The following is a 15,288-nucleotide window of genomic DNA, read 5'->3' on the forward strand; positions in this document are numbered from 1 at the left end:
AGGGTTCGGCGGGGGCGGGGCGGCCGTGCGAGTCAGTCGCGGGCGGCCGGCGTTCAGAGGAAGTACAGGCGGTTGAGCGGGACGGAGTCCGCGGGCTGCGAGCGCAGCGGGTCGCCGTCGAGGGTGACCAGGCCGGTGCGGCCGTCGACGTCGACTGCCCCGGTACGGGAGTTGAGGAGCAGGTCGGCGGGGCCGATGCCGCGGGTGTGCCGGACGGCGACCCGGCGGCGGCGGGTGGGCATCGTGTCGTTGCCCTGGTCCAGGGCCGCCTGCGCGACGAAGGCCACCGACAGGTCGGCGGGGGCGGCGCCGTGCGCCCCGAACAGCGGGCCGAGCACGAGGGGTTCGCAGGTGTCCGTGGCGGCGTTCGGGTCGCCGGTGACGCCGTACGCGGGGAAGCCCGACTTGAGGACGAGCTGGGGCTTCGCGCCGAAGGAGTCGGGCCGCCACAGCACGATGTCGGCCATCTTGCCGACCTCGACGGAGCCGATCTCGTGGGCCAGGCCGTGGGCGATGGCGGGGTTGATGGTGAGTTTGGCCATGTAGCGCAGGACGCGGGCATTGTCGTCGTCGCCCTCCGCGCCGCGCTCGGCCTTCATCTTCCCGGCCAGCTGGAAGGTGCGCCGTACGGTCTCCCCCGCCCTGCCCATGCCCTGGGCGTCGGAGGAGGTGATGCCGATGGCCCCGAGGTCGTGCAGCACGTCCTCGGCGCCCATGGTGCCGGCGCGGATCCGGTCGCGGGCCATCGCCGCGTCGCCCGGCAGATCGGTCTTCAGGTCGTGGACCGAGACGATCATCCCGTAGTGCTCGGCGACCGCGTCGCGGCCGAAGGGCAGGGTGGGGTTGGTGGACGAGCCGATGACGTTGGGCACGCCCGCCATCTTCAGGACGTTGGGGACGTGCCCGCCGCCGCAGCCCTCGATGTGGAAGGCGTGGATGGTACGCCCCTCCAGGACCTTGAGGGTGTCCTCGACGGACAGGCACTCGTTCAGCCCGTCGCTGTGCAGGGCGACCTGGACGTCGTGCTCCTCGGCGACCCGCAGCGCGGTGTCCAGGGCGCGGGTGTGGGCGCCCATGTCCTCGTGCACCTTGAACCCGGAGGCCCCGCCCTCGGCGAGCGCCTCGACCAGGGGCGCGCCGTCCGACGAGGAACCCCTGGCCAGGAAGCCGATGTTGACCGGCCAGGCGTCGAAGGCGCTGAAGGCGTGGCGCAGCGCCCAGGGCGAGTTGACGCCGACGCCCCACACCGGGCCGAACTCCTGACCGATGACCGTGGTCACGCCGGAGGCGAGGGAGGCCTCCATGATCCTCGGGGAGAGCAGATGGACGTGGGTGTCGACGGCGCCCGCGGTGGCGATGAGGCCTTCGCCGGAGACGATGCTGGTCCCGGTGCCTACGACGACGTCGACGCCGTCGAGGGTGTCGGGGTTGCCGGCCCGCCCGATGCCGGAGATGCGGCCTTCCCTGATGCCGATGGACACCTTGCGGATGCCCTGCACGGCGTCGATGAGCAGCACGTTGCTGATCACCACGTCGCAGGTGTCGCGGACGGCCGCGGCCTTGAGGTGCAGGCCGTCGCGGGCGGTCTTGCCGAACCCGGCGAGGAACTCCTCGCCCGGCAGCTGGGAGTCGGACTCCACGCGCACGGTGAGCCCGGAGTCCCCGAGCCGTACCCGGTCCCCGGCCCGGGGGCCGTGCACGGCGGCGTACTCGTAAGGGGTGATGCCGGCGCTCATCGGGTGGCCTCCGTCTGACGTCGAGGGGTGGGGCGGGTGGCGGCGCGGGCGGCCCGGACGGCCCGGCCGGGAGCCGGCATGTAGGCGCCGGCGGCGTGGCGGGCAGCGGGCGGGCGGGCGCCGGCGGTACGGCGGGCGGCGGTCACTGCTCCGCCCCCAGGTAGCCGCAGGCCGCTGCCCTGCGCAGGGCCTCCTCCTGGGCGCCCGGTGCGTCGAGTGCGCCGTCCACCAGGCCGGCGAAGCCGATCGCGACGCGGGCGCCGCCGATGGGCACCAGGCCCACCTCCGCGCTCTCGCCCGGCCCGAAGCGGAAGGACGAGCCCGCGGGCACGGCGAGCCGCATCCCGTAAGCGGCGGCCCTGCTGAACTCCAGCCGCGGGTTCGCCTCGAAGAAGTGGAAGTGCGAGGTGACCGAGACCGGCACCTCGGCGGTGTTGCGCACGGTGATCCGGACGGCCGGTGCGGGCTCCTCGTACCCGGGGCCCGGCAGCAGGGCGCCCGGTGCCTCGGCGCCGAGCGAGCCGCCGCCGATCGGGTCGCTCACCACGGCGAGCCGTGAGCCGTCGTCGAAGACCGCCTCGACGTGGACCTCGGTGACCACGTCGCAGACACCGGGCAGGACGTCGTCGGGGCCCAGCACGCCGCGCGCCGCCTCGATCGCCTCGGCGAGCCGTCGGCCGTCCCTGGCCGCCTCGCAGACGGTGTCCGCGATGAGGGCGGTCGCCTCGGGGACGTTGAGCCGCAGCCCGCGCGCCCTGCGGGCCCGCGCCAGCTCCGCCGCTCCGAAGAGCAGCAGCCGGTCACGTTCGGTCGGGGTCAGTCGCACGCCGTCACTCCTCCTGGCACCAGCCACGCGCTAGTTAGAACACCACTCTAAACATGAGATGGCGATGCCGGAAGCATTGACGCACAACCTTGAGCTACGCCACATTGAGCGGCGTGAATTCGCGCCGTTCCCTCCGGCGTACGGCAGTGAATGTATTTGAGCATCACTCAAAAAACCCTCCGGCCGATCGGGAAAGCTCCCCATGCCCTCCATGCCAAGCGAGCACGACACCCACGCCCCGGCACCCCGGCTGCTCGAACAGCACGGCGTCGACACCATCCCCGAGGCGGAACGCACCAGCGGCCCCCGTGACCTGATGTCGATCCTGCTCGGCTCCAACCTCTGCCTGGGGGTGATCGTCTTCGGCTGGCTGCCCGTCTCCTTCGGTCTCGGCCTGTGGCCCGCCGTCACCTCGGTCGTCACGGGCACCGTCGTCGGCGTCGCCGTCACCGCGCCGCTCGCCCTCGTCTCGCTGCGCACCGCGACCAACCTCTCCACCTCCAGCGGCGCCCAGTTCGGCGTGCGCGGACGGCTCATCGGCTCGGTGGTCGGGCTGCTGCTGGCGCTCGGCTACACCGCGCTGACCCTGTGGATAGGCGGTGACGTCATCGTCGGCACCCTCGTCCGCCTCACCGGACTGCCCGACAGCGGCGCCGCCCACGCCGCGGCCTACGCGGCCCTCGCCGGCTGCACGGTCGTCGGCGCCGTCTACGGCTACCGGCTGCTGCTCCGCCTCAGCAAGGTCCTCGCGGTCGCCATGACCGCCCTGCTCGCGCTCGGCCTGATCGCGTACGCCCCGGACCTCACCGCCGCGGCGCCGCCCGGCACCCCGTACCTCCTCGGCTCCTTCTGGCCGACCTGGCTGCTGTCCGCCGTCGCCGCCGGACTCAGCGGGCCGATCGCCTTCATCACGCTGCTCGGGGACTACACCCGGTACATCTCCCCGCGCCGGCACGGCAGCCGTCGGGTGCTGGCCGCCACCTGCCTGGGGCTGCTCGCCGGGCTGCTGCTGCCGCAGCTCTTCGGCACGTACACCGCGCTCGCCGCACGCGCCGCCCTCGACTACGCGGGCCCGCTGGTGGACGCCGCACCCACCTGGTACCTGGTGCCGCTGCTGCTCGCCGCGGCGGCGGGCTCGGTGGGCAACGCGGGGCTGATGCTGTACTCGATGGGGCTCGACCTGGACGCGATCGTGCCCCGCGCCACCCGCACGCAGGCCACCGCGATCGCCGCCGTCGTCGCCACCGCGTTCGTCTTCGCCGGCCACTTCGTCTGGGACGCCCAGTCCGCGATGACCTCCTTCGTGCTGCTGCTCACCGCGATCGGCACACCGTGGGCGGTGATCACCACGATCGGCTACGTGCGCTGCCGCGGTGAGTACGACGCCGAGGCGCTCCAGGTCTTCAACAGGCGTGCCAGGGGCGGCGCCTACTGGTTCACCGGCGGCTGGCACCCCGGCGCGACGTGCGCCTGGGCGGCGGGCGCCGCCGTCGGCCTCGCCGCCGTGTCGACCCCGCTGTACGAGGGCCCGCTGCTCGCGCTGACCGGCGGCGTGGACTGCAGCTTCGTACTGTCGGGCCTGGTCGGCGGGGCTCTGTACGCGGTACTTCCCGGCCGCACCGGGCCGCCCGCCGCCGCCAGGCGCGAGCGCGCGCTCAGCCCGAGCGCGCCGTCCTGACGAGCGGCCGGGACCCGGCGGGCCCCGCGCGGCCGGGGTCCGTCAGTCCGCGCCCGCGCCGGTCAGCGCGTCGCTGATCATGCGGGTGGCGAAGTCGGAGTCGTCGGTGATGCGGTTGATGTGCTCCGCGAGCAGCAGGGCGGTCGCGTCCAGCGGGGTCAGCTCGTGATCGCTCCACGATCCGTACTGGTTGCGCCAGAGGCTGGGGCTCAGCCCGGTGGCCGCGGCGACCAGCAGACCCGCCATGGTGGGGATGGCCTCGGGGCGGACGCTCTTGGGCATCCTGCGCATCGTGGCCACCAGGTTGGGCACCACGACCTCGATGACGTCCTTGTCGTGGTCCTCGTAGGCCCTTCGCAGCCAGGTCATGAACATGTAAATGAGGGTGCACGTGCCGTCGCGCACGTCCTCGGCCTCCTCGCGGCCGAGGGACGCGACGAACCGGTCGATCACCGCCCGTTGTTCGGGGCCGGACTCGGCCTTGGCGTCGTAGATGCCCTGGAGGCGGGAGTCGATCATCATGAGCGCCGCACCCACATCGCCGGCGGGAGCGTGCTGGGGGTCGCAGGACGGTGGCACAGGAGTCCTCCTCAGAAGTCCGCGGTGGGCCACGCGGTGTCTTCGTACCGTAGACCGCGAAGGCGGACAGAGCCTGACGAATCGCGACGACCGGCAGGTGATGCGCAGGACCGTCCGCCCGTCGCCCCGTCGAACGGGACACCCCGGCGGACGGGACGGGCACGCGCCGGGAGGTGGCCGCGCACCGGTTCCGGGCGGTCGTCTGCGGTTCACCGGGCCCTCGTCCGGCAGTCACCCCACCCTCACGCACGGCCGTGATCATCTGCCGCATGACCTTCACCTCCCGGGCCCCGCGCCCGGCCGTCGCCGGTTCGGCGCTCGTCCTCGCCCTCTCCGCCGCGCTCCTCGCCCCCGCCACCCCCGCGCACGCCGCCGCCAACGCCGTGCCCACGTACGAGGTGAAGATCAACCTCACGGCGGCGGCGCTCGACGCGTCCCACGCGCCGAGCGCGGCGGTCCGCTCCGCCTTCGGCATCACCGGCTCTCCCAAGGCGCGCTCGTACAGCTACTACGACACCGACAGCCGCGCCCTCGACGCCGAGGGATGGAGCGTGCGGCTGCGCCACAAGGCCGGCTCCTCCTTCGAGGAGACGTACAAGAAGAGGTTCCCCGTCACCGGCGGCAACCTCGACGCGGCCCTGAACACGGCCAACGCGGCGGGCTTCGACAGCGGCGACACCAACTACGAGGCCGAGGTCGACTGGGGCTACGCCAAGCAGACCCTGAGTTTCAGCAACGAGGACGAGCGGAGCGCCGGCGGCTACTCCGGCACCGCGCTGCCCTCGGACGCCACCGGGCGCGGCTGGCTGGTCGACGACCTGCCCGGCAAGCTGGAGGACACCAAGGCGGACGGCTGGGGGGCGAGCACGCTGGGCGCGTCCCGTGCGCACGGCCCGGTGACGGCCAAGGTCTACGGCGGCGAGTGGGGCGCGTCCGACGACGCGAGCATCGAGGTGCTGCCGGTGGTCGGGGCGGGCGGCACGGGCACGGAGTACGTCGTCGAGCTGTCCTTCAAGACGGACTCCCGCACCGCGGCGGCCGACCTCCACGACGACTCCATCGCCGTCGCCGAGGCCAAGGGCTGGCTGTACCGCGGCGACATCCTCAAGACGCAGCTCATCCTGGACCGCTACTAGGACCTCCCGCCCGCTCGGTCCCACCTGCCCTGCCCCCCCGGCGTGGGCGTTCCGCCCGGCCCCGCCGTGGGCGTCCGCCCGCGCACGCACGCACGCATCCCACGCGCACGCACGCACACATCCCACAGGGAGTTCCCCCGCATGAATCCGTGTCCCCCGCGCCGCACCGAGCTCTTCGGCGTGAATCTGCGCCGCCCCGCCGCCCTGGTGCTGCCGCTGTCCGCCGTGCTCGCACTCACCACGGTCGTGGGCACCGCCGACGCGTCCGCGCCGACGCACCACCGCCCGGACGGCGCCCGGGTCGTCTCGACCTCGACGCTGCCTGACATCGGGCTGGCCGGCTTCAGCAACCGGCTGCTGCCGGGTACCGTCCGCGACGACCGCGGGGTCGACCTGGGCGGCATCGGCAGCGACCTGTACCCGGCCGGGCGGCCGGGCGAGTACTGGACCGTCACCGACCGCGGCCCCAACGGCCAGATCGAGGTCGGCGAGGAGAAGCGGCGCACCTTCCCGGTGCCCGGCTTCAACCCCGCGATCGTGAAGATCCGCACCGTCGGCGGCCGGGTCCAGGTGATCGGGTCGGTTCCGCTGACCAACAGCGCCGGCGCGCCCGTGACCGGCCTGCCGAACCAGCGGGCCCGTGACGAGGCGCCGTACGACTACCGGGCCGCCGAGCCGCTCCCGTACAACCCGGACGGGCTGGACACCGAGGGCCTCGTCAGGGCCAAGGACGGCAGCTTCTGGCTGGCCGACGAGTACGGGCCCTCGCTCGTTCACGTCTCCGCGCGCGGGCGGGTGCTCGCCCGTCATGTGCCCAAGGGCCTGCGGCTGACCGGCGCGAACTACCCGGTGGTCGAGTCGCTGCCCGCGGTCCTCCTCAAGCGCAAGGTCAACCGCGGCTTCGAGGGGCTGGCCCTGCTGCCGGGCGGCGACCTGGTCATCGGCCTGCAGAGCCCGCTGCTCAACCCCGGGAAGGAGGCCGGGGAGGAGTCCCGTACCACCCGGCTGGTGCGGTTCTCGCCGCGCAGGAACAAGGTCACCGCCGAGTACGCCTACCGCTTCGACGCCGTCGGGACCGTCGAGCCCGGCCAGACGAAGACGTCCGAGCTCAAGCTCTCCGCGCTGGTGGCGCTCGGCGGCGACCGGCTGCTGGTCCAGGAGCGTACGGACAAGGCGGCCCGGCTGCACGAGGTACGCCTGCGGCCCGGTAACGACATTCTGGACTCCCGCTGGGAATCGGCCACCTCGCCCTCCCTGGAGCAGCTCGCCGACCCGGCGGCGGCCGGCGTCCCGGTGCTGCCCAAGCGCCTGGTGGTCGACCTGAACAAGGTGCCGGGCGTCCCCGGCAAGATCGAGGGCGTCGCGGTCGACGGCCCGTCGACGCTCGTCCTGCTCAACGACAACGACTTCGGCATGACCGACGGCCCGGCGGCGTTCGACGCGCGGGGCAGGCTGGTCGACAGCGGCGTGGAGACCACTCTCGTACGGGTGCGCCTGCCCCGCCCGCTGCGCTGACGCGGGGCGTCCGCGCGCGGGGCACTCACGTTCCGGTGACTTCCTGCTCACCTGTGGGGCCGGTCTCCTGATCACCTGTCGGACCGGCCTCACGGTCACCCGCCGAACCGGCCTCACAGCTACCCGTCGGGCCGGCCTCGCGGTCACCCGCCGGGCCCGCCTCACGGTCACCCGCCGGAGCCGCCTCGCGCAGGCCGAGGATGTAGGCCGCGGTCAGCGCGACGGTGCGGTCCTCGTCGTGGGAGAGCTCCGTCAAAGCGCGCGCCGCGGCGTCCCCCGGGATCTCCGCGAGCGCCTGGGTGAGGCGCCGGCGGGCCGGCGAACCGGCGTCGTCTCGGGCCATACGGGCCACCAGCGCGCCGGTGACGCGCTCCGCCACCGCCGGGCGGGCCGCCAGTTCGCCCAGCGCGTCGGCCGCGACGACGTCGTTGGTGTCCGCGGCGACCATCTCGACGAGCGTGGGCACCGCGTCCGCCACGTGGCGCGCGGCGAGCGCCGGCGCCGCGTGCCTGCGGACCACGGGGTCGGGGTGGGCGAGGGCTTCCCGCAGCAGCGCGGTGGCCGCCTCGTCCGTGATCTCGGCGAGGGCCCGCACGGCGCGTTCGCGCACGGCGGCATCCGGTGAGCCGAGCCCCTCGGCCAGCCGCTCCCGCCCCCCGTCACCCGACTGCGCCAGCGCCCAGCGCAGGGCGCCCGCGACATGCGGATCCCGCTCCCCCAGCACCGCCTCGGCCAGGGCTTCCACCGGCACCGGCGCCCCGTCGACGGCGGACAGCGCCGCGCTCTGGCGCCTGCCCGCGCTCGGCGATCCCAGGGCCTGAAGGAGTTCGACGCCCCGCAGGACGTCCTGCCAGCCCGCGGGTTCCGCGGCGCCGATCCGGTCCAGCCGGGCGAGCAGTTCCCGCTCGGCGGCGATGCGTGCGCGGGTGCGGCGGGCGAGGTCGTCGACGAGCTCCGCGGGGGTGAAGCCGGGGTCGTCGAGCGCGCGCCCCACCTCGCGCAGCGACAGGCCCAGCGAGCGCAGGCTCTCGATGTGGAAGACGCGCCGGATGTCCTCGGCGGAGTACTCGCGGTAGCCGGCGCCGGTGCGCGCGGTGGGCCGCACCAGGCCGAGCGTCTCGTAGTGCCTGAGCATCCGGGCGCTGACCCCGGACCGCCGTGCCAGCTCGCCGATCAACACCGTCCGTCACCCGATCCGTTCGTCACCCGCGCCATCTGCCGATGGCCATCCTCACCGGTCGGCGGTGCCCAGGGCGACCACGCGCCCGGCCTCCTCGATCGCGAACGCGAACCCGGCGTCCGGGTCGCGCCGCAGCCGCTGCGTGGCGAGGGCGTGCGCGCGCACCCGGGGGTCGGGGTCCGTCGTCGCCGCACGGACGGCCGCCGCCGCCGGCTCACCGAGCGCGATCAGCGCCCGGCTGAGGCTGAGCTGCGTCTCCCGTTCGCCGCGCCCCAGCTGGGTGAGCAGCGCCGTGGCCAACTCCGCCTCCGCGCCCTCCGGTACGAGCACCACCGCGGCCCGCCAGGCGCTGCGCGCCACCTCGTCATCGCCGTCCGACAACAGGGCCGGGGTGATCGCGGGCCACGCCCGGCGGTCCCCGATCTTGGACAGCGTGTGCAGGGCCTGGCTCCGGGCCTGCGCACCCGCCGCGCGGACCTCGCGGAGCAGCGCGGGCACGGTCATCGACGCCGGATGGCGGGTGAGGGCCCAGGTGAGCGCCTCGCGCACGGGGAACTCGGGCTCGATCGCACACCGCTCGACGAGCCGGTCCACCCAGTTCGGGCCGGGAGCGGTGCCGACCGCCATCGCCGCCCGAAGCCGCACCGACGGCCGGGGGTCCTCCAGCGCGCCCAGCAGCCTGTGGCGGTCCTGGGCCGCCGCCGTCTCCTGGTCCTGTCCCCGCGTTCTTCCTGTCACCGGGATCACCTCCTGGGCACAGTGAAGGCCTTGTCACCGTGTCAAGGTCAAGCGGCCCCGCGCCGTGCGGGCGCGCCACCAGCAGCCGACCAGGACGGCCGCCGCCGCACCCGCGTAGGCGACCGTGCTCACCGTCCCCGGGGAGCCGAAGGCCTGCCCCGCGACGTACGCCGCCGCACCCGCCGCGGCCACCGTCAGCCACTCCCACCGGCCGTCCAGGGCGACCAGCGCGACGAGCAGCAGCGCGTACCAGGAGTAGCCGGGGGTGAGCAGCAGGAACGCGGTACCGGTCACCAACAGGGCTCCGCGCCAGGGGCGTTCGGGGTCGCCACGGCACAGTACGTAGCCGCTCACCAGCACCGCGCCTGCCACCAGGGCGGGGACGGCCCACGCATCGGGCAGCAGCAGGCGCAGCAGCGCGTAGCGGCTGCGCGCCGCGGCGTCCCCGTACCCCTCCTCCTCGACGTAACCGCCCAGATAGCCGAGGACGGAGGCGTGCGAGGAGAGGACGTAGGGGAGGTACGTGAGGACGACGACCACCGCGGCCGGCCCCAGTACCGCCGCCGCGTGCCGCACCCGCCGCACGCCCGGGAGCCCGCCCGCCAGGGCGCCCGAGAGGGCGCCCGGCAGGACGACGGCGGGCATCAGCTTGGTCGCGACGGCCGCACCGAGCAGCGCTCCCCCGCGCAGCCGGTGCCCGAACGCCACCAGGCCGAGCCCGAGGACCGTGAACAGCACGCCCAGGACGTCGACATGGGCGTTGTTGACCGCCTCGACGGGCACCGCGGGGCACCAGGCCCAGTAGACGGCGGTGCGCGGGTCGCCGCGGCCGGCGGCTCCGGCACGGGCGCGTACTCGCACAAGGACGCACAGCAGGGCCGACGTGACGGCGAAGGACAGCACCGCGCCCGCGATCTGGAACGGGACAAGACCGGCGCCGGGCGGCGAGATCTTCTCGACGGCGTAGAAGTAGGCCTCGGCCACCGGTGGGTAAATGGTGTGCACGGAGGGGCGGTTGAGGCGCGTGCAGTGGAGCTGCCCCTCAGGGGCGGGGACGCGCGCGAGGTCGGGACCCTGGCAGTCGGCCCCGGTGGGAAAGAGCCAGTTGTCGCGCAGCGGTACGAGCGCGGGGTCGGCCGGGGGGTGGTCGTACGGGGAGACGGACGCCGCCTGGACGCGGCCGTCCCACGCGTAGCGGTAGGCGTCCGTGCTGGTACGGGGCGGGGCGAGCAACCCGGTGGCCGCCACCGCCGCGGACCCGGCCAGGACGAGCACGAGGGCCCGGCGCACCGGGACCGCCCGCAGTGCCCACGCCGCGGCGGCGAACAACAGCCAGGAGGCCGCGTACCACCAGGACAGGCCCGCGGGGTCCGTGCGGTAGCCGTCGTACCGGACGGTGCACGCCAGGACGGTGACGAGCGCCGCGAGCAGGACGCCGACGCGCAGGACGCGCCACCGGGGGCGCGGACCACCGCGGGGTTCGGGCGCGACGCCAGGCGAGGGCGCGGCATCGGGCGGGGGCGCGGCATCGGGCGGGGGCGCGGCATCGGGCGGGGGGTCACTCGCGGGACGCGGGTCGTTCGCCGGACGCGGGTCGTGCGGTTCGAGCTTCGCGGGACGCGGGACGTTCGCCGGACGCGGGTCGTGCGGTTCGAGCTTCGCGGGACGCGGGTCTGCGGTGTTGCCGAGGGTGGTTGTCGGCCGGGTGCGGCCGGTGTCGGAGTTCTTCGGCGTGCGGGGGCTGATCACGTCTTTCAGCCTGGCAGCGCGAGCGGTTCCCCGGCGCCGCGCCGCCCCCGGCGTCCGTGTTTCGTAAGGAGTCACACGCCCCGTACGGGACGCGGCGGCGGTGTCATGGAGGGCATGAAAGTTCCGTCACTCCTCGTCTTCTCGGGGCGGCTGCACGACGCCCGTACGGCCACCTCCGTCGGCCGGCTGCTGGGTGTCGCCGTCGTCGTCTGCTTCGGCACGGGGATGGTCAGCCACTACCTCCAGCACCCGCCCGGCTGGGCGGTCGACGCGCTGCCGAGCAGGCCGGTGTGGGGGTACCGGGTCAGCCAGGGGCTGCACGTGGCGAGCGGCACCGCGGCGGTCCCCCTGCTGGTGGTGAAGCTCTGGACGGTGTACCCACGGCTGTTCGTGCGGCCCCCGGTGCGTTCTGTGCGGCACGCGCTGGAGCGGGTCTCGGTGGCGGTGCTGGTGGGAGCGGCGACGTTCGAGCTGTTCAGCGGGTTGCTGAACACGGTGCAGTGGTACCCGTGGCCGTTCTCCTTCGTCCCCGTGCACTTCGCGGTGGGCTGGTTGCTGGTGGGCGCGCTGCTGCTGCACCTGGCGGTCAAGTTGCCTGAGATCGCCGCGCATTGGCGGCGTGGCGCGGAGGCCACCGTCGCACTGTCGGCCGACGGCGCAGGGCCGGACCGGCGCTCGCTCCTGCTGGGGCTCGCGGCGGCGGTCGGCGCGGTCACCGTGACCACGGTCGGACAGTCCTTCACCCCGCTGGGACGGGTCGACCTGCTCACGCCGCGCCATCCCGATCACGGCCCCCAGGGATTGCCGGTGAACCGGACGGCCGTCGCGGCAGGCGTCCTGCCCGCGCTGCGCTCCGTGGCGGACTGGCGGCTCGATGTCGCGGGGCCCCGGCCCTTCCTGCTGAGCCTCGACGAGCTGCGCGCGCTGCCGCAGACGGAGGTCGAACTGCCGATCGCCTGTGTCGAGGGCTGGAGCAAGAGCGCCCGGTGGACCGGCGTACGCGTCCGGGACCTGCTGGAGCGGGCCGGCGCACCACCCGGCGCCGGGCTACGGGTGGAGTCGCTGGAGCGGCACGGCGCGTACCGGGTGACGGAGCTGGGCGCCGAGTACGCGCACGACCCGCTCACCCTTCTCGCGCTGACGCTCAACGGGCGCACGCTGTCCGCCGATCACGGCTTCCCCGCACGCGTCATCGCCCCGAACCGGCCGGGCGTCCTGCAGACCAAGTGGGTCGTGCGACTGGAGGTGCGGTGATGGCCAGGAGCAGGATCGAGGACAAGGACAAGGACAAGGGCAGGAGCAGGGGCAGGGGCGGGGGCAGGGCCGAGGGCAGGCACGGGTACGGGGGTCCCGGGTTCGGGCGCGTGGTGGCCGGCGCCCTGGGGGTCGTCCTGATGGGGGTAGGCGCGGTGCTGGTCCTCGGTACGGGTGACGTCGTCCAGGTCGGGTTGTGGGTGGGCGGCGCGATCCTGGCACACGACGTGCTGATCGCACCGCTGGTACTGGGCGTGGGGCTGCTCGTCGCCGGTCTGCGCCCGCGCGTGTACGGGACGGTGCGCGGCGCGCTGCTCGTGGCGGGATGTCTGACGCTGGTCGCGCTGCCGGTGCTGCTGCGCCCCGGCACGCCGGCCAACTCCTCGGTGCTGCCGCTGCCTTACCTGCGGGGATGGTTGACGGCGCTGCTCGCGGTGACGGTCGTCACGGGCGTGCTGCTGACCGTGCCAAGGGTGGTACGAGCACTGTGGGGTCGCCGCCGGCCCGGCTGAGCGGACGCGCCGGGAGGTGGACCTGGTCCGGCTTGGCGGCGTACGCAAGCCCCAAGCCGTACGCAAGCCCCAAGCCGTACGCAAGCCCCAAGGCCGACGGCACGCCCGCCGAGAGTCCCCCGAAGCCCCGCCAGGGGAACGGATGCCTGAGCGCTCAACCCCGGCCCAGGCGCACGAACTCGCTCAACTCCGATCCAGGCGCACGAACTCGCTCAACCCCGGCTCAGCCGCACGAACTCGCGGTCCTCGGCCCGCCACGTCTCGTCGGCCAGCCAGCCGGTCGCCCCCGCGTAGCGGAGCAGCGCCCCGGCGCCGGTCCTGGCCCAGGGGAAGGCCGCACCGGTGGCGCCCCTGCCGTCGTCTACCCGTACCTCGACACACTCGTCGAGATCCAGCTCCGCCACCTCGACGATCAACGCGCCCCGTGGGGCGGTGAGTTCCGCGATGCGCGTCAGCAGGGCCGCGGGGTCGCCGCCGATGCCGATGTTGCCGTCCATCAGCAGGACGGTCTCCCAGCGCCCGCCGCCCGGCAGCGGGTCGAAGACGGAACGGCACAGCGCGGCGCCGCCCCTGCGTTCCGTGTGGGCGACCGCCTCGTGGCTCACGTCGAGGCCGAGCGCGACCCGTCCGCGCGACGCCAGGGCCGCCACCAGCCGTCCCGGCCCGCACCCGACGTCGAGCACCGTTCCCCGGCAGCGGGCCAGCACCGTGGCGTCGGCGCTGTCGGGCACCGCGCACCAGCGCTCCACCTCCAGCGGCAGCAGCCAGCCGTCGTCACGCCGCAGGAACAGCGGTCCCTGCCCGGTCAGCAGGGCGTCACGGTACGGGTCGGCCCGCCAGGCCGCCACGCTCACCTCGGCCCTCCCGCACGGGCCGCGCCGGCGGTTGCCGCGCCGGCGGTTGCCGCGCCGGCGGTTGTCGCGCCGCCGAGAGCCGCGTGCAGCCGCCCGAACCGGCTGCCGGGAATCTCGGTGGCCACCGCGTGCGCGTCGGCCGCCGTGTCGACGTCCCGCAGGACGGGGAGGTCCCGCACCCGAAGGCCCGCCGCCTCCAGCCTGCCGCGCTGGACCGCGCCGGTGTGCGCCGTCGACATGGGAACCCCGCGCAGCAGTTCCGGGTCGGGAACGGCGAGCCCGAGCGCCCAGAAACCGCCGTCGGCCGCGGGCCCGAACCAGGCGTCCGTATCGGTGAAATCGACTCCCCGACAGAGGAGTTGGGGTGTCACCTGCGGGGTGTCCATGCCGATCAGCAGGGCGGGGCCCGCGGCGCACCCGGCGAAGGCAGCGGCCAGCCGGGCGTCGAGCCCGCCGCCGCACTGCGCCCGTACCTCGAACCCGGTGGGCAGCCAGGGGCCCGGCGCGCCGTCGAGGACCAGCACCCGGCGGTCGGCCGGGGTGTCCCGTACCGCTCGCAGTGTGTCGGCGAGGGAGGCCTCGGCGAGCCGGGCCGCCTCGTGCGGGGAGTAGGGAGGCGTCAGCCTCGTCTTCACCCGTCCCGGCAACGGCTCCTTGGCGACGACGAGGAGGGTGGTGGGCGGGCGGCTCATCGGGTCACCGCCACGGGGGCCGGGGCCTCCGCGAGAACCGCGCGCATGTCGCGTACCGCGTGCCAGGTGCCCCGCCATGTGCCGGTCACCTTGGACTTCCCGGCCCGCGGCAGGTACGGCACCTCGCTCTCCCGCACCCGCCAGCCCGCGTCCGCCGCCCGGACCACCATCTGCAACGGGTAGCCGCTGCGCCGGTCGGTGAGGCCCAGGCCCAGGAGCGCGGTGCGCCGCGCGGCGCGCATGGGCCCCAGGTCGTGCAGGCGCAGCCCTGTTCTGCGGCGCAGCATCCGGGCCAGTGCCAGGTTCCCGGCCCGCGCGTGCGGGGGCCAGGCGCCGCGGCCCTGCGGGCGCCTTCTGCCCAGCACCAGGTCGGCCTCGCCGCGGGCAACCTGGTCCGTGAAGGGCACGAGCAGTGCGGGGTCGAGCGAGGCGTCGCAGTCGCAGAAGCAGACGATGTCGGCGCTCGCCGCGAGCAGCCCGGTGTGGCAGGCGGCACCGAAACCGCGCCGCTCCTCGGTCACCACCGTGGCGCCGAGGCGGTGGGCGAGGGCGGCGGAGCCGTCGGTCGAGCCGTTGTCCACGACGATCGCGCGCCAGCCGGGCGGGATGCGTTCCAGCACCCAGGGCAGGGCCGCCGCTTCGTCGAGGCAGGGCAGTACGACGTCCACGCAGTGGCCGCCGGCCGCACGCTCCGCCGGGGACTTGCCTGAGAGGTTCCATTCGGTCACGGCCTCACCGTACGAACCGGAAGGGGGTGAAACGGGGCAGGGAGACCTTACGAAACACGGACGTCGCCCCCGGCCAGGACGTTCCCGGTGCCTGCCCGGTGTGAGCCGGTG

General features: G+C 74.5%; 14 protein-coding genes. 5 read left to right on the forward strand and 9 right to left on the reverse strand.

Annotated features, from left to right (window positions below):
* Nucleotides 1-53: 53 nt before the first annotated feature.
* Nucleotides 54-1,736, reverse strand: coding sequence for an urease subunit alpha (locus ACIQM4_RS18700; RefSeq protein WP_401592628.1), 1,683 nt, complete (start codon nucleotides 1,734-1,736; stop codon nucleotides 54-56).
* A gap of 142 nt (nucleotides 1,737-1,878) precedes the next feature.
* A complete protein-coding gene (gene ureA, locus ACIQM4_RS18705; protein ID WP_401592630.1) occupies nucleotides 1,879-2,562 on the reverse strand; it encodes an urease subunit gamma in 684 nt (227 codons plus the stop codon).
* Nucleotides 2,563-2,764: 202 nt separating this feature from the next.
* Between ureA and ACIQM4_RS18710 the strand changes: the two genes are divergently transcribed.
* A complete protein-coding gene (locus ACIQM4_RS18710) occupies nucleotides 2,765-4,240 on the forward strand; it encodes a cytosine permease (protein ID WP_401592632.1) in 1,476 nt (491 codons plus the stop codon).
* A 42-nt stretch (nucleotides 4,241-4,282) separates the two neighbouring features.
* Here ACIQM4_RS18710 and ACIQM4_RS18715 read toward each other — a convergent pair whose 3' ends face one another.
* Nucleotides 4,283-4,819 carry a hypothetical protein gene (locus ACIQM4_RS18715; RefSeq protein ID WP_401592634.1) on the reverse strand — a complete coding sequence of 179 codons (537 nt, stop codon included), beginning with the start codon at nucleotides 4,817-4,819 and terminating at the stop codon, nucleotides 4,283-4,285.
* 269 nt (nucleotides 4,820-5,088) lie between these two features.
* Between ACIQM4_RS18715 and ACIQM4_RS18720 the strand changes: the two genes are divergently transcribed.
* Entirely contained in the window at nucleotides 5,089-5,955 is an 867-nt protein-coding gene (locus ACIQM4_RS18720) for a hypothetical protein (protein WP_401592636.1), read from the forward strand.
* Nucleotides 5,956-6,096: 141 nt separating this feature from the next.
* On the forward strand, nucleotides 6,097-7,470 hold the full coding sequence (locus tag ACIQM4_RS18725) for an esterase-like activity of phytase family protein (RefSeq protein ID WP_401592638.1): 1,374 nt from the start codon (nucleotides 6,097-6,099) through the stop codon (nucleotides 7,468-7,470).
* Nucleotides 7,471-7,495: 25 nt separating this feature from the next.
* On the opposite strand, the gene ACIQM4_RS18730 is transcribed toward ACIQM4_RS18725, so the two are convergent.
* From ACIQM4_RS18730 to ACIQM4_RS18740, 3 genes are all read right to left on the reverse strand, one after another.
* Nucleotides 7,496-8,650, reverse strand: coding sequence for a HEAT repeat domain-containing protein (locus ACIQM4_RS18730; RefSeq protein ID WP_401592640.1), 1,155 nt, complete (start codon nucleotides 8,648-8,650; stop codon nucleotides 7,496-7,498).
* A 51-nt stretch (nucleotides 8,651-8,701) separates the two neighbouring features.
* On the reverse strand, nucleotides 8,702-9,328 hold the full coding sequence (locus tag ACIQM4_RS18735; RefSeq protein ID WP_401593159.1) for a HEAT repeat domain-containing protein: 627 nt from the start codon (nucleotides 9,326-9,328) through the stop codon (nucleotides 8,702-8,704).
* 93 nt (nucleotides 9,329-9,421) lie between these two features.
* Nucleotides 9,422-10,834: a glycosyltransferase 87 family protein gene (locus tag ACIQM4_RS18740; protein WP_401593161.1), complete on the reverse strand. Its 1,413-nt coding sequence runs from the start codon at nucleotides 10,832-10,834 to the stop codon at nucleotides 9,422-9,424.
* Between the two features lie 408 nt (nucleotides 10,835-11,242).
* On the opposite strand from ACIQM4_RS18740, the gene ACIQM4_RS18745 reads away from it, so the two are divergent.
* Together ACIQM4_RS18745 and ACIQM4_RS18750 are read left to right on the forward strand one after the other, a co-directional pair.
* A complete protein-coding gene (locus ACIQM4_RS18745; protein WP_401592642.1) occupies nucleotides 11,243-12,391 on the forward strand; it encodes a molybdopterin-dependent oxidoreductase in 1,149 nt (382 codons plus the stop codon).
* Nucleotides 12,391-12,903 (forward strand): hypothetical protein, encoded by a 513-nt coding sequence (locus tag ACIQM4_RS18750; protein ID WP_401592644.1) that lies wholly within the window; start codon nucleotides 12,391-12,393, stop codon nucleotides 12,901-12,903. The genes ACIQM4_RS18745 and ACIQM4_RS18750 overlap by 1 nt, the downstream gene beginning before the upstream one ends.
* Nucleotides 12,904-13,115: 212 nt before the next feature.
* On the opposite strand, the gene ACIQM4_RS18755 is transcribed toward ACIQM4_RS18750, so the two are convergent.
* The 3 genes from ACIQM4_RS18755 to ACIQM4_RS18765 are packed head-to-tail and all read right to left on the reverse strand — an operon-like array spanning nucleotide 13,116 to nucleotide 15,117.
* On the reverse strand, nucleotides 13,116-13,757 hold the full coding sequence (locus ACIQM4_RS18755) for a class I SAM-dependent methyltransferase (protein WP_401592646.1): 642 nt from the start codon (nucleotides 13,755-13,757) through the stop codon (nucleotides 13,116-13,118).
* The gene (locus ACIQM4_RS18760) at nucleotides 13,754-14,449 is read right to left on the reverse strand and encodes a DUF2064 domain-containing protein (protein ID WP_401592648.1); all 696 of its coding nucleotides are present in this window, start codon (nucleotides 14,447-14,449) and stop codon (nucleotides 13,754-13,756) included. Before ACIQM4_RS18760 ends, ACIQM4_RS18755 begins: the two co-directional genes overlap by 4 nt.
* Entirely contained in the window at nucleotides 14,446-15,117 is a 672-nt protein-coding gene (locus tag ACIQM4_RS18765) for a glycosyltransferase family 2 protein (RefSeq protein ID WP_401593163.1), read from the reverse strand. The genes ACIQM4_RS18760 and ACIQM4_RS18765 overlap by 4 nt, the downstream gene beginning before the upstream one ends.
* Nucleotides 15,118-15,288 lie beyond the last annotated feature (171 nt).

This window comes from Streptomyces sp. NPDC091272 (assembly GCF_044757485.1).
In the GTDB taxonomy this organism is placed as follows: domain Bacteria; phylum Actinomycetota; class Actinomycetes; order Streptomycetales; family Streptomycetaceae; genus Streptomyces.